A 14,403-nucleotide genomic window follows, 5' to 3' on the forward strand; every position below is an offset into this window, starting at 1 on the left:
TACTTAGTATATCATTTTTAAGGGTATAAAAAAAGCAATGAAAAAATCAGCTTGTTAATAAGCTGACTTTGTCTCACTGCTTTATGAAGAGCTTTTTCTATCCCTTACAAATTATTTGATTTCTTGATACTCAGCAGCTAAACCACGCTGAACTGCTGGACGAGCTGCAATTTTCTCCGCCCAATCAGATAGATGTTTGTAGGATGTAGCATCCAAGAACTCAGCAGCGCCTGGATAAAGCTTATCCTGCACCAACTGCCCATACCAAGACCAGATAGCAATATCAGCAATACTGTAGTCATCCCCTGCAATATAAGCTTTCTTGGCCAATTCTTTATCCAATAGATCCAGCTGTCGCTTGGCTTCCATGGTAAAGCGATTGATAGGATATTCTAGCTTTTCTGGAGCATAGTTAAAGAAATGACCAAATCCGCCTCCCAAGAATGGCGCAGCACCCGTCTGCCAGAAGAGCCAGTTGAGCACCTCAGTCCGAGCAGCCAAATCTGACGGAATCAACTTTCCGAACTTCTCTGCTAGATAGAGAAGGATATTCGCCGATTCAAAGACAGGAATCGGCTTATCAGCTGACTGATCCAATAAGGCCGGAATCTTAGAGTTGGGATTGATTTTCACAAAATCTGAGCCAAATTGGTCGCCCTCCATGATGCTGATCTTATAAAGGTCATAGCCAGCCTCTGTCACACCTGCTGCCAGAAGTTCCTCAAGCATAATCGTCACCTTGACCCCATTAGGAGTCCCAAGCGAATAAAGCTGAAAAGGTTCTTTACCAACAGGAAGCGTCTGCTCAAAGCGTGCACCTGCAGAAGGTTGATTAATACCTGAAAATTTTCCTTGGTCGCTGTCCGCAGCAGACCAGACTTTTGGCAATTGATACGTCATACTTTTCTCCTTTTTTATAAAACCAAGGGCCTGTCATATCTAACAGGCCGCTGTATATCTAATAAAGTCAGTCCTTCCACAAATCCATTGCTCTAAGGAAATCATCTGAAACCGTAACATTCTGTGGATTAAATGCTTCACGTTCCTCTCTTTTGGCTTCAACTTGTGCTAAAGTCGTAATACCTTCTCGTCTCCAATTTCGTAAAATTGCTTGGATATACTTCCAGTTAGCCTTCCCATTGAAAACTGCTTCTCGAAGAGCAGCTTTTACTAAGTCAGGATTTGTTTTATCTTCCTGAATAGTTTTAGTCAAATCCTCAATCTCAAAAGGAGTCAAAAGGCGACCTAATTCCTGTTGAAAGGTTTCAACTAAATCTTTTAAAACATTTTGAGATACTTTTGTTGTTGGCTGTTGACTAGCATTAGCTCCCAGCAGTTCATCTAACTTTTCCAAGGCTGGAGAGGCATCAAAAATCGCTTCAATCTCTCCATTTAATTCAATGGTTTTATACTGCAATAAGCCTTGTTCGGTCAAATGAGACATAATGCGATTGACCTCAGACACCGTTTTGCCAATGCTCTCAGCAATCTGGCTCGGCTCTATCTCTTCCAGTGCTGTTGTATTCTGCAAATAAAAGAATTGCCAAACAAGGAAATCTTCACTAGACGAGAAGATCTCTTGAAAATGAAAGTACAAGGCACTTGGTAATACTAAATTGCCTTGTTGAAAGGCTGATAAATAAGTCATAGTCCCTCTTATAAATAAGCAAAATAGGAAGCGTCATTTTCTGGATTCTCCCAATCAAATGGCGTTTCTTGATACACTGCATAGTTAATCCAATTATTGAAAAATAAAGCCGCGGCTGAACTCCAACGTAAGGCTGGTGTCTCATGGACATCATCGTTTTTAAAATAATTCTCTGGAATGTGTGGATTCTTCCCTGCCTTCAAGTCTCGGAAATACTCTCTGGATAGAGTATCACGGTCGTATTCCATGTGACCAAAACTATACACCTCTCGCAAGTCTCGGCTAGCCAACACAGAGAGACCCGTATCTTCTCCATATGAGAGAATCTCCAGATTGGTCAGATTGACAATATCTTCCTTCAGAACTTCAGTATGGCGGGAATGAGGCGCATAAAACTCATCGTCAAAGCCCCGGAAAAGCAGATTGTTGCTGTCAGCAGACTGGCTATAGACACCTGATAATTTGCGCGACATCTGGTACTTGTCAACGCCATAGCGGGCGTAAAGTCCAGCCTGAGCTCCCCAGCAAATATGCAGAGTCGAAAAAACATGGCTCTTGGACCATTCAATCACCTGCTGGAACTCTTCCCAGTAATCCACCGCTTCAAAAGGCAGATGCTCTACTGGTGCCCCAGTGATAATCAAGCCATCAAAATAGCGATTTTTAATCTCATCAAAAGTCTTATAGAAAGTCTCCATGTGCTCTGCACGTGTAGTTTTAGATTGGTGCGAGCTCATATAGAGGAAGTCAATAGTCAACTGCAACGGAGTATTAGCCAAATGACGAAGTATCTGAGTCTCCGTCACCATTTTCTGAGGCATGAGATTGAGTACCAGAATATTCAGAGGGCGGATATCTTGATGGTCCGCCCTATCGTCATCCATGACAAAGATATTCTCAGAACTTAAAATTTCAACAGCTGGTAATTTTTTATCAATCTTAATTGGCATGAAAATATCTCCTATCTCTAATATATTTATTATACTGAAAGGAGATATAGTTTTCAATTATATTTTATCTTTACCTAGGTATAGCTTGAAACTATGTATTAATAATGCATCAATACTTTATAGTCATATTCGCCAATAACTTCACGGCCTTTTAATTCATCCAATTCAATAAGGAAGGCACATCCTGCAACGATACCACCAAGACGTTCAATCATTTCAATAGTTGCCTTAACAGTTCCACCTGTTGCCAATAAATCATCAACAATCAATACACGCTGACCTGGCTTGATAGCATCTGCATGCATGGTCAAAGTATCTACACCATACTCTTTTTCATAGTCAGCTGAGATAACCTCGCGAGGAAGTTTGCCAGGCTTGCGGACTGGAGCAAAGCCGATTCCTAACTCAAAAGCAACTGGACAGCCCACGATGAAGCCACGTGCTTCAGGTCCAACAACCATATCAATCTTCTTATCCGTAGCATATTGGACAATCTCACGAACAGCATAGCTGTATGCATTCCCGTCTGCCATCAATGGGCTGATATCACGGAAGGTAACACCTTCTTTTGGATAATTCTCAATTGTTGCAATATAGTCTTTTAAATTCATAATGTTCTTTCTATATAAAAAATTTTTACTCTCTATTATACCATTTTTTTATTTAAATGTGCTTGAAATATTATTTGTTAACTTTTATTTCTCCATCAAATAATCATAAATCTCCTGCACAGTGCCCAGAGCCATGAGTTCTTGTTCTTTTACTAGGCGCTTAAGGTCTTGATAAATGTGACTGCTGTCAATTTCTTTCTTTTCAGCTTCCTTATTGACCGTCATGACGCCTTCCGTGATGATGACAAAGCCCAACTCTTCAAAAATCTGAATCATTTTGACCAAGAGAATCTGGTCAATTTTCAGATAAGCTACCAGATCCTTGAGTTTATAGCGAACATCAAACTCGGGGAACTGATAGATTGTTTTGTAGAGTTTGGCAAACTGCTCACGAGAACCATAACCTGTCAGGTAGTATGGTTTGGCAATCTCATTCTTAAAGTAAATCGCTTCAAAATCCTGAGACTGAAGAATCTCCTTCAAGACCTGCAAATCATCAGGCAGATCATAAACGACAACTGCTCTGCTATTTGTCAAATCTGGCAATTCCTCTGTGAAACGCAAGACAGGAACTTTGTCAGGTAGCGTCACATTTTTTCCGCGGATATTGAAAAGCTGAACACCATCTACACGGGCATCTACCAGCATGAGCTGGAGACTGGTCTGTCCATTCCATTTATTGACAGAGAGGCTGACAGCTAGTTCCAGATTCTTGGTCTGGGCAAACTCTGTCGCCAGGTTTCCTTGACCAAAAGCTACTACTTCAAAAGCAGCATCTTGCTGAGAAATTTTCAGCTTGAGATGGCTATTGCCAGCCCCCATAGTCCGAGCATTATCCACTTTAAAGTCCTTGAGGTAAAAAAGCGGCTTCTTATTGTCCATACCAAAAGGCGCCAGTCTCTCAAAGCTTTTGAGTGTGTCAAGGGTCAGTTCTGGCAGATGCAGCTCCTCATCTAAATACAGGGCTGTTTTGCCAGTCAAATCCAAATCATTGTCTAAAATGTAGGCTGTCAGGATATCAGATAGCTCTGCTAGTTTGTCTGCTTCAAGAGTCATTCCAGCCGCTCCAGCGTGCCCGCCAAAGGCTACAAAAAGATCACGGTGACTGTCCAAGGCCTCAAAAATATTGACCGCTTCAATACTGCGGGCGCTGCCCTTAGCGATACCATCCTCGATATTAAGCACTATGACTGGCTGGTGCAGCTCTTCCAGCAAGCGCCCAGCGACAATTCCTAGCACACCAGGGTTCCAGCCTTCCTTAGCAAGCACCTGTACTGGTTTCTTAGGCTCCAGCATGGTTTGTGCTTCTTCATAAATCTGCTGGACGATTTCCTTGCGCTCGTCATTTTTCTGGTTGATCATGAGAGCAATATCACGAGCTTCTTCGTCATCAAAGCCAGTCAAAAGCTCAACTGCTGGATTTGGATCATCCAGCCTTCCCAAGGCGTTGAGTCGGGGAGCAAGCTGGAAGCCAACCGTTTCTTCATCCAGTTCGTCAGGCTGAATGCCAGCGATTTTGAAGAGTTCCTGAAGTCCTACTCGCTGGGTATTTTTGAGGACGGAGAGACCATATTTGACCAAAATCCGATTCTCCCCTGTCAGACTGACCATATCGGCAATGGTGCCAATGGCTACTAAGTCCAAAAGTTCGACTTGGACTTCTTCCAGCAAGGCTGTTGCCAGCTTAAAAGCCACCCCACAACCAGCTAAATGCTTGAAAGGGTAATCCGCTCCGCTATGCTCCGGATGGACAATCGCATAGGCGTTTGGCAACTCCTCAGGCATAGAGTGGTGATCTGTCACAATAACATCCGCGCCCAGAGACTTGGCCAGCTCGATAGCTTCAAGACCAGCCACTCCATTATCTACTGTAATAATGAGCGAAATGCCTTGATTTTCAATAAAATACTTGTAAACACTGCTATTAGGCCCATAGCCATCCGTAAAGCGATTGGGCAGGTAGACCTGACACTCAGCTCCCAGCTGCTCCAAGGCTTCCTTGACAATAGATGCCGAGGTCATCCCATCAGCATCGTAATCGCCATAGATCAAAATCTGCTCATAATTCTCAATCGCTGCGCGAATGCGCTCCACTGCCCGCTCCATATCATGCAGGGCATAAGGGTCGTGAAGCTGGTCTAAACTAGGCTCCAAAAATTCCTGTAAGGCCTCTTCAGTCTGCACACCTCTTTGGTAAAGGAGACTAGCAGCGGAGGGGTCTAATCCAGCTTTCTTAGCCTTTTTTAAAAAATTTTCATCTGTAACATTAGTGGCAAACTGCCAGTCGTATTTTGAGCTAATCATGATAAGTGAAACACTTTCTCCGTTCAATCTTGTCTGAATATTATAACATGAAAAGACTGGTTCAACCAGTCTCAAACTTCTTATCTACGAGCAAGACTCTCAAACTCACTCATCTAGGTAAAGCCCCTTGGCAACGCTTTGGTCAATAACTTCCTGAGCCAATTTCCAAAGAGTTTCAGAGGTCTCTTGGATAAAGGATTTCTTAGCGATGACCTGCGATTTGGTCAGGCCATAAGGATTGTCATGAGGCTGAGCCACTTCCAAGTGGTTGAGCAAGGGAACCAGAGCATCCAGCACTCGGGCATATTTAGCCTCTATGCTAATGCCGGTTTCAAACTCCTGCCAAATTCCTAAAAAGAAATCCTGCTGATCTGACGGCAACTTGTCTAAACTGATTTTCAAGGACTCCAACTCTCTATCGTAAGAATCACTCTTGCCCACGTCGTCAAAGACAAAGGTATCGCCAGCATATATTTCTCCCAAATCATGAATCAATAACATAGACATGACCTTTTCCAGATTAACTTCTTCAGGAATATACTCTCGAAAAAATAGTGCCATGAGCGCACCCTGCCAACTATGCTCTGCAGAATTCTCAAAACGATAGGCATCCAAGGTCCTGTTGTTGCGATGAGTAGCTTTCAGCTTTTCCAGCTCATTAGTAAAAGCTAACTGCTGCTGTAAACGTTCAAACATGATAAGACCTCCAACGATTTTTATTCCTTATCTCATTCAGACAGTCTTATTTCCGTTTTTCTGTCTTGCAAATACTGACTTACGTAATTTTAAAATAATTTCTGAAGTCAAATGAGTCAAAACTATAGTAAGTACAAATACAATTTGACCCTTATGCCATTTAGAAAAATTTGTCTCTTTCAAAAGATAAAAGGAAATTTCTATAAAAATCGGATGTAAAAAGAAATAGAGTACACTTAATTCCTTAAGATGGTATAGATTCCATTTCCTTCCAATCCTTGTCCTTAAAACACCATTGACCAGAAAAAGTGAGAAAGGAAGTAAGGCTAGAAAGAAATTTTTATCGATTCCCTGATTGACAAAAACTAACCAACCATCTAGAGCAAGTAAAGTTGAAGCCAGCAGAAATTTTTTCCCAGTATCTTTCTTAAAGAAATCACTATTCCAATAATCATAAAGCAAATAACCAAAGAGAATGAAGATTGGCGCGTAAAATAGACCATTACGGGTTGAGAAGAAAATACGTGCATAAACATCATATAAATGAGTTGGCCAAGTATTAGCAAAGTAAGTATAGTATGTCTCAATAGAGCCAAGTAAATAAAGGAACAAAGATACAACTACCGCCCATTTAGGTCCTATTTTTTTATATAAATAATGGACGATCCAAAGCCCCAGCAAAAAAGCCGGAATATACCAAAGCTGGTAACAAAGTCCAATATATAAAAATCCCGCTATTAAAGCCAATGGGGCATAATACTTCTCAACTGGAAGCGACCAAAAATAAATAAGAGCGTATGGAAGATAAAGAATACTCCAAAAAATATACTGTTTTAAAATCCTACTTACGTAAGTACTCATACTCTTCTTTTTAGCTAGACTAGATTTAAGCATAAAGGTAGATGATATGAGAAAAAAAGGCACAGCCATTCGTCCAAACATACTCTTTTGTGTGAAATGCAAAATTTCATTAGGAAAGAGACGTTGACAGTGAACCAAAATAACTAAGATAGACGCTACATATTGAAAAAGGCTGAGCATGGCATAATTAACTGATCGCTCTTGCTCTTTAACTTCTTTTTCCACCATCTAGTTTTCTCCAAACAAGGTAAAAAATTCATTCATACACAAAAAATCTAAGCTATTATTTTTTCACGAGCCAGTAATGCTGAAAAGCTGCAATATCGCGATAAGGTGACTGGTTATTAACAGCAAGTTCCATCTCTAGCATATTTTCACGCCATCCTGGATCAGTTTTTACATCATTGGGCTGTAAGCCATAAAAAATTCGAATTCCTTGAAAATCTAGAATCTCAAAAGGATAAGGCTTGATGACATCTGCTATCTCATAATAGACAGCCTGCCCCATACTATGCGTCAGGTAATCTTTTCCAAGCAAGAGTTCCCGAGCTTTTTTAATATCATTTTCAAATATTACTGTATGCATAATTCGGCCAACGTAATTATGTTTAACAATCGACAGTTTCCCTCCCTTTTTGAGCAAACGAGAGAAAGCCATGAGGTATGGATCAATATCCTCAACATACTCCAAAACATTATGACAAATTATAAGGTCAAAGGATTCATCTTTAAAAATTTCAAGAACTTCTAGACTTCCCTGCAACTGCTCATAAGAATTCGTTCTTTTCCGATGGATAATCATTTCCATATTCGGTTCCAGCGCAGTGACCTGATTTTTTTCAGCAAGGTGGTTGGCCACAATCCCAAACCCACTACCAAAATCAAGAACTTTTAGCCCTTCAACATTCTTCAACTGATCAAACAGAATGTCATAATAGATTTTACCCCAAGGCTCTTCTAAATGATTTTTATAAGCTTGTAAATCCATTTTTTCATTTTCCTTTTCTAAAAAGTTGAAATTTAACTTTTATTTATAATTAAACATCTTAACCGCCAATTTATCAGCTATTCTTGGAAACAGGGTATAAAATTTATGAGCAAGATTGAGAATCTCAGGGAGATTAATTTCCCGTTTCTTTTTGCCGAAAGAGCTGACAATTTTGCCTGCTACAAAGTCAGGCTCCAAGATATACTTGTCAACTGCTTTAACATAGGATCCATCAGGATCGGCTAGATCAAAAAAGGCTGTTTTGATAGGCCCGGGATTAACCGTCGTAACATAAACACCAAAAGGCAGGAGTTCCAAGCGAAGGGCATTAGAAAAACCAATAGCTGCAAACTTAGTCGCAGAGTAAAGGCTGGACTTACTACTTGCAATGAGACCAGCCATGCTGACGATATTGATGATATGTCCTTGACCTGCCTGCTTCATTCGGGCTCCAAAGATACGAGACAGATTCATCAGGGCAAAGGTATTGACCTCAAACATGGCCTCAATATCACTGGAGCTGATTTTGTCAAATTCCTCAAAAATCCCATAGCCAGCGTTATTGACTAGAACATCAACGTGGCCGTACTGACTATCAATCTGCTCAGCAAATCTCTCCAAAGCTGAGCTATCTGTAATATCCAGTTCCACTAAGTCAAGATTCTCTTTTTCTCCATATAGTTTTTCAAGCTTTTCCTTGCTACGTCCTACCAAAATCAATTTATCCTTAGATAAAAGTTTAACCATTTCCTGTGCTAGCCCTCCACTAGCTCCTGTGATGATGATTGTTCTCATTCTTTCTCCTTTTTTTTACATTATAACATAAAGAAGACAGGAAAATCTCCCGCCTCTTTGTCAATATTGTAATTTTTTCTTGTATTAAAAGTCCCTTTAATATCCTTAAATTTCAACTTCTTCCAAGTCCTTAACCACATGAACATTTTCAAAAACTGTACTAGCATCTTGTCGCATAACGCTGATATCTTTCGACAAGAACCGAGCACTGACGTGATTGAGAAGAAGTCGTTTAACTCCAGCTTCTTTGGCTACTTCAGCTGCCTGCATATTGGTAGAATGCCCATGCTTACGGGCCATCTTTTCATCTCCCTTACCATAGGTAGCTTCATGTACAAGAACATCTGCCGCCACAGCTAAGCGTACACTAGAATCTGTTTTCCTTGTGTCCCCTAAAATAGTAATTGTTTTCCCAGGACGAGGGGCTGAGATATAGTCTGCTGCGATAATCTTTGTACCATCTTCTAGGACGATGTCTTGACCGTTCTTGACTTTGCCAAAGAGAGGGCCAAAGGGAACCCCCGCTGCTCGTAGCTTATCTGCATCCAGCGTGCCTTCCAAATCTTTCTGCATTATCCGATAGCCAACGCAAAAAATCGTATGATCCAGCTTATCTGCATAAACAGTAAACTTGTCCGTTTCTAAAATCTTGCCCAAACTATTTTCATCAAATTCATGAAAATCAATTCGATAAGGTAAACGAGAACCAGAAACTCGAAGACTGGACATAACAAAGTTCTTAATACCTTTAGGGCCATAGATCTCTATATCCGTCTGCTCTTCATTAGCCTGAAAAGAACGACTGGACAGAAAGCCGGGCAGTCCAAAAATATGGTCGCCATGCAAGTGAGTAATAAAAATCTTGCTGATTTTGCGCGGTTTAATCGTCGTCTCCAAAATCTGGTGCTGAGTACCTTCACCACAATCAAACATCCAGACTTCATTGATCTCCTCTAACAGCTTGAGGACAAGGCTGGACACATTGCGAGCCTTGGAGGGCTGACCGGCTCCGGTTCCTAAAAATTGTAATTGCATGTTTTTCTTTCTAAATGATATAAATCATGGCAGAACGATTCTGCGAGTGATAGTATTTTCTGCCAGCATAGGCCTGAGCCAGCTGACTGACTTCATCTTGATTGTAGCCCAGAACTCTCTGGCTGCCATCGGCTAGCTGCTGCCAATCAGTCAAAGCAGTCAGCGCCTGACTGTCCACGACTTGCGACTCAGCTTTGAGAGGCACCATTTTTATTCGCCCAGCTTCTTCATAGACCAAGTATTGTGGAAAGACTTGAGCAATTTCAAAGAGCAAGTCATCTGTTACAGGCTCAGGCTTTTCAGGAAAGACCATGCCGACTTCCTTCTTCTCGTAGCAAAATCCATAGGATTTGCCAGAAAGATTAAGCCGGACAAAAGGTTTATTTTCTACAAAGCTAGGCTCCGCATTCCATAAGTCCAAAGCCTGACTGATTTCTAAGAAGTACTCTGTCGCGGCTTCCGGACTTTTCTTTTGATAAAGCTCAGCAAAGTAAGCATTGATAACGCTGGGCGGTGGCGTGATGAAGATACGCTTCTGCTCTTCTGTCAGACCAGTCAATACTTGTTCTAAGTAGACCCTGTCTAGGCTTGTAAAACCACCGTATTTGAGGGCCAAGTCAATATAATCAGTCATAAAATTCTTCCAGTTTCCATTTGTTTTTCTCGGCAATCCAGCCTGAAATAACTTCGATATCGTCTATGTATTCTCGATTCCCCATAATCGCGACTTTCTCTAAATCATGAATCTTGTAAGCTTTAGCCGGCGCTACCTTGATGGTAAAAGGCAAAAATAACTCTTTCATCCGCTCCAGCAGGACTTGCTGCAACACAGCTCTGCTATTATCAGCCTTAGCTGAAATCAAAGAATAAGGAGTCAGGGTTGGAGTGAAATCCTCAGACTTGTCCGCTTTGTTATAGAGAGTCAGACGGGGAATATCCAGCATGTCCAGCTCTTTCATAATGTCGAGGACAGTCTTTTCGTGCTCCTCGTGGTGAGGGTCGCTGGCGTCAATAACATGGACTAGCAAATCGACATTTTTACTCTCCTCTAGAGTAGACTTAAAGCTTGACACCAGCTCCGTCGGCAAATCCTGAATGAAACCAACCGTATCCGTCAGAGTGACGTTTAATTGACCACTAAGGTTGATGTTCTTGGTCGTGGCGTCTAGCGTCGCAAAGAGTTCGTCGGCCTCATACTGGCTCTTGCTGGTTAAGCAGTTCATGATGGTTGACTTGCCTGCATTGGTGTAGCCGATGAGGCCGATTTTGAAAATGCTGGATTCCAGTCGTTTTTCACGAACGGTAGCCCGATTTTTCTCCACTGCCTTGAGCTGGTGCTCAATATCATGAATCTGATTGCGGACACTACGCCGATTGAGCTCCAGCTGGCTTTCACCAGGACCGCGAGAGCCAATTCCACCAGCCTGACGGCTGAGCATAATGCCCTGGCCGACCAAGCGAGGCAGGAGGTATTTGAGCTGGGCCAGATGCACTTGCAGCTTGCCCTCATGACTCCTAGCTCTCAGGGCAAAAATATCCAAAATCAGCTGCATACGGTCGATGACCTTGACCCCCAAACTTTCCTCCAGATTGACATTTTGGCGAGGTGTCAGACGGTTATTGACAATAACGGTCGAAATTTCTTCGGCATCAACCATCTGCCGGATTTCTTCTAACTTGCCAGAGCCGACAAAGGTCTTGCTATCATACTTTTCTCGTTTTTGACTATAAGAGCCAACTACTTCCGCCCCTGCCGTCTTAGCCAGATTTTGAAGCTCCTCCATGGATAGGTCAAAATTCTCCGTGTCTGCTAGTTCCACACCAACCAGAAAGACACGCTCTGTTTTTTTCTCTGTTTCTATCATCTCATATCCTTACTATGACTTGGTCAGCCAGCTGCTTGTCCAGAAAATTCTTGATGTCCTCCATAACCTGATTTTTATAGTCTGGATTTCCCACCTGATAAAAGGTTACGGACATCCGATTGCGAAACCAAGTCAGCTGGCGCTTGGCGAAACGACGGGTATTCTGCTTGAGCTTGTCCACGGCCTCCTCTAGGCTCACCTGACCTGCAAAGTAGGGGAAAAGTTCCTTGTAGCCGATCCCCTTGCTGGCTTGACTGGTTGGAGCCTGTTCATAAAGCCAACGAGCTTCTTCTAAGAGACCATCTTCTATCATCAGATCTACTCGCTGATTGATTCGCTCATAAAGTCGCTCTCGCTCATCATCTAGGCAAATCAGCAGGGCTTCATAATCCGGCTGGCTGTTTTCTAATTGACCACCTAACTGAGCAATCTCCAGCGCCCTCATAGCCCTACGGCGATTTATCTGGGGGATCTCGATACCCAGCTCTGCTATTTTCCCAAACAAATCCTCATCTGACCAACTGTCCAGCTGCGCCCGATAGGCCAGAATCTCCTCATGAGGAACGGAGCCACCCAGATGATAGCCCTCAAGTAAGCTCTGGATATAGAGTCCTGTACCACCGCAAATGATGGGAAGCTGTCCTTGAGCTTCAATCTCACGAATGGCCTGAGCTGCCTCAGTCACAAAATCATAGGCCGAGTAGCTTTCTCCAACCTCCCGCACATCCAACAGATGATGGGGAATGCCCTCCTGCTCCTCAGGACGAATCTTAGCCGTGCCAATATCTAAGCCACGATAGACCTGTTGACTGTCACCACTGATGATCTGACCATTAAAGGTTTTAGCAACCTTAATGCTCAGAGCCGTTTTTCCAACTGCCGTAGGCCCTACAATTACAATTATCTTAGTTTTCATTTTTTTCCTTGAAAAAATTTTGATTTTCCGTTACTATTAATTATAACATAAATAATTAAAGTTCAGAAAAGGAGAAATCTTATGGCTAAAGGATTTGGAAAAGGCGTACTTACAGGCGTTGCAGCTACTGTTGCTGCTGTAGCAGGTGCAGTTTATACTGTCAAGAAAAAAGTTATCGAACCTGAAGAGCAAAAAGCAGCTTTCATTGAAGAAAACCGTAAAAAAGCGGCTCGCAAACGCGTAGCACACTAAGAGTAACCTTAAAACTCTCTATTTAAAGTAGAGAGTTTTTTACATGATCATAAAAAGACAAAGAATAATTCTCTTTCTCTTTTTTTATTTAATGGCTACGCTTTTTCTGCTTCAAGACCTTGACCTAGGTCTTGATAAATATCAGATTTCAAATTGCCGATTGTCCAAAGAGCAGCTAGACTGATTAGATACAAAGAGGCAAGAAAAATCATAACTGTTGAAACACCTGAGATATCCAAAATCTTTCCAATAATAACAGATGAAAATCCGCCAATTGCTCGTCCAACATTTAAGATAACATTATTAGCTGTTGATCGAATTTGATGAGGGTATAGACGAGTGATCATTGCACCGTAGCCAGCAAACATCCCATTCACAAAGAAACCAACAACAGCTCCGCCTATTACCATAGTGGCCATAGAATTTGCAAATTGGAAAAGATAGACACAGATAGATGATGCAAGAAGGAAGCCAGAGTATACGACTCTAGGTCCCCATTTATCCAAAATTTGTCCAAAAGTCAACATTCCTAGGCACATTCCCAAAATGGTTGCCACCATCCAAAGAGAAGAGTCTTTGACAGAAATGTTCAAACTAGTTTGAATAATCGTCGGTAACCAGTTCATCATTCCGAAGTAACCAGCGATTTGCACGGTCGTCATAACCATTAGAGCTATGGTTTGTGATGTCAGAGCTGGTGTTTTGAATAGCTGACTTATTTTAACAGGTTGTGTTGTTTCTTCTTCTACCTTAGCTCCACCGTCGTCACGAATATTCTGATCGTCAATAGCTAAAACCATCCATAGTACTAAGACAATGGGTGCTAGCCCAAAGAGGAAGAGCCCACGCCATCCAAGAGCAGGAGCTAGCCAGCCTGCAAGTAAAGCCGATGTAATCGATCCTATCTGTCCCGCAATACCATTTAGCGATGAAATCCGCCCCATTTTTTCTGGCGGAACAATTCCTGCCATTATAGCGATAGCCACGCCATATTCACCTCCGACACCCATGCCTGCAATAAAGCGCATAATATAAAGGTAATTGACGTCTTTCGTAAAGAAAATCAGGCCCGTCGCCAGAGAGAAAATGAGAATGGTCCATTTAAAAACCTTAAATTTGTGATATCGGTCAGCTAACAGACCGAAAATTAATCCCCCAACAAGCATGCCCAAATTAGTTATAGTAGCTATCCAACCACCCTGAGCACCACTAATCCCAAGTTCTGAGATGATAGAGGACATTGAAAAGGCCAGAAACATGACATTTAAGTCATCTGTTCCAGAAGCGACAATCGCAGCGACTAAAGCCCGTTGATTGTTTTTGTCTAAAGACAATTTTGACATATGATTCTCCTTAATCGCAGCTCACAGACTGCATTTATTAAATTGAATATACTTTAAAAAGAGGTTGGAAATCATGTTCCCAACCTCTAAAAGTTTACAGAAAATTAGAGCATAGCAATTGCTAGTCTCATTTTAGAAC

The 14,403-nt window shown here is 41.9% G+C and carries 15 protein-coding genes; 1 reads left to right on the plus strand and 14 read right to left on the minus strand.

From position 1 onward, the window contains the following. Nucleotides 1–111: 111 nt before the first annotated feature. The 13 genes from yghU to miaA form a co-directional block, all read right to left on the minus strand. On the minus strand, nucleotides 112–900 hold the full coding sequence (gene yghU / locus HMPREF3108_RS05500) for a glutathione-dependent disulfide-bond oxidoreductase (protein WP_048779424.1): 789 nt from the start codon (nucleotides 898–900) through the stop codon (nucleotides 112–114). 67 nt (nucleotides 901–967) lie between these two features. Next, nucleotides 968–1,648, minus strand: a complete 681-nt coding sequence (locus HMPREF3108_RS05505) for a DnaD domain-containing protein (RefSeq protein ID WP_048779422.1) — start codon at nucleotides 1,646–1,648, stop codon at nucleotides 968–970. 8 nt (nucleotides 1,649–1,656) lie between these two features. Then, nucleotides 1,657–2,598 carry a homoserine O-acetyltransferase MetA gene (gene metA, locus HMPREF3108_RS05510; RefSeq protein ID WP_008808804.1) on the minus strand — a complete coding sequence of 314 codons (942 nt, stop codon included), beginning with the start codon at nucleotides 2,596–2,598 and terminating at the stop codon, nucleotides 1,657–1,659. Nucleotides 2,599–2,696: 98 nt separating this feature from the next. Then, complete coding sequence (locus HMPREF3108_RS05515; protein ID WP_012000418.1) at nucleotides 2,697–3,209, minus strand: adenine phosphoribosyltransferase; 513 nt, start codon at nucleotides 3,207–3,209, stop codon at nucleotides 2,697–2,699. Nucleotides 3,210–3,293: 84 nt separating this feature from the next. Then, complete coding sequence (gene recJ, locus HMPREF3108_RS05520) at nucleotides 3,294–5,513, minus strand: single-stranded-DNA-specific exonuclease RecJ (RefSeq protein WP_070493686.1); 2,220 nt, start codon at nucleotides 5,511–5,513, stop codon at nucleotides 3,294–3,296. Nucleotides 5,514–5,618: 105 nt separating this feature from the next. Next, a complete protein-coding gene (locus HMPREF3108_RS05525; RefSeq protein ID WP_061603903.1) occupies nucleotides 5,619–6,209 on the minus strand; it encodes an HD domain-containing protein in 591 nt (196 codons plus the stop codon). A gap of 36 nt (nucleotides 6,210–6,245) precedes the next feature. Continuing rightward, the gene (locus tag HMPREF3108_RS05530; protein ID WP_061603902.1) at nucleotides 6,246–7,298 is read right to left on the minus strand and encodes an acyltransferase family protein; all 1,053 of its coding nucleotides are present in this window, start codon (nucleotides 7,296–7,298) and stop codon (nucleotides 6,246–6,248) included. Between the two features lie 55 nt (nucleotides 7,299–7,353). Then, a complete protein-coding gene (locus tag HMPREF3108_RS05535; RefSeq protein ID WP_061603901.1) occupies nucleotides 7,354–8,058 on the minus strand; it encodes a class I SAM-dependent methyltransferase in 705 nt (234 codons plus the stop codon). Nucleotides 8,059–8,097: 39 nt separating this feature from the next. Continuing rightward, nucleotides 8,098–8,853: an SDR family NAD(P)-dependent oxidoreductase gene (locus HMPREF3108_RS05540; protein WP_048779409.1), complete on the minus strand. Its 756-nt coding sequence runs from the start codon at nucleotides 8,851–8,853 to the stop codon at nucleotides 8,098–8,100. 105 nt (nucleotides 8,854–8,958) lie between these two features. Then, nucleotides 8,959–9,888: a ribonuclease Z gene (gene rnz / locus HMPREF3108_RS05545; RefSeq protein ID WP_061585142.1), complete on the minus strand. Its 930-nt coding sequence runs from the start codon at nucleotides 9,886–9,888 to the stop codon at nucleotides 8,959–8,961. Nucleotides 9,889–9,898: 10 nt separating this feature from the next. Further along, entirely contained in the window at nucleotides 9,899–10,522 is a 624-nt protein-coding gene (locus HMPREF3108_RS05550; protein ID WP_061585143.1) for a hypothetical protein, read from the minus strand. Next, complete coding sequence (gene hflX / locus HMPREF3108_RS05555) at nucleotides 10,515–11,753, minus strand: GTPase HflX (RefSeq protein WP_070493689.1); 1,239 nt, start codon at nucleotides 11,751–11,753, stop codon at nucleotides 10,515–10,517. Before hflX ends, HMPREF3108_RS05550 begins: the two co-directional genes overlap by 8 nt. A gap of 1 nt (nucleotide 11,754) precedes the next feature. Beyond that, complete coding sequence (miaA, locus tag HMPREF3108_RS05560) at nucleotides 11,755–12,669, minus strand: tRNA (adenosine(37)-N6)-dimethylallyltransferase MiaA (protein WP_070493691.1); 915 nt, start codon at nucleotides 12,667–12,669, stop codon at nucleotides 11,755–11,757. An 81-nt stretch (nucleotides 12,670–12,750) separates the two neighbouring features. Between miaA and HMPREF3108_RS05565 the strand changes: the two genes are divergently transcribed. Then, nucleotides 12,751–12,921, plus strand: a complete 171-nt coding sequence (locus HMPREF3108_RS05565) for a DUF3042 family protein (RefSeq protein ID WP_008808815.1) — start codon at nucleotides 12,751–12,753, stop codon at nucleotides 12,919–12,921. Nucleotides 12,922–13,016: 95 nt separating this feature from the next. Here HMPREF3108_RS05565 and HMPREF3108_RS05570 read toward each other — a convergent pair whose 3' ends face one another. After that, entirely contained in the window at nucleotides 13,017–14,264 is a 1,248-nt protein-coding gene (locus HMPREF3108_RS05570) for an MFS transporter (RefSeq protein WP_070493693.1), read from the minus strand. Between the last annotated feature and the right edge of the window lie 139 nt (nucleotides 14,265–14,403).

The sequence above is a fragment of the Streptococcus sp. HMSC10A01 genome, from assembly GCF_001807785.1.
GTDB lineage: Bacteria > Bacillota > Bacilli > Lactobacillales > Streptococcaceae > Streptococcus > Streptococcus gordonii.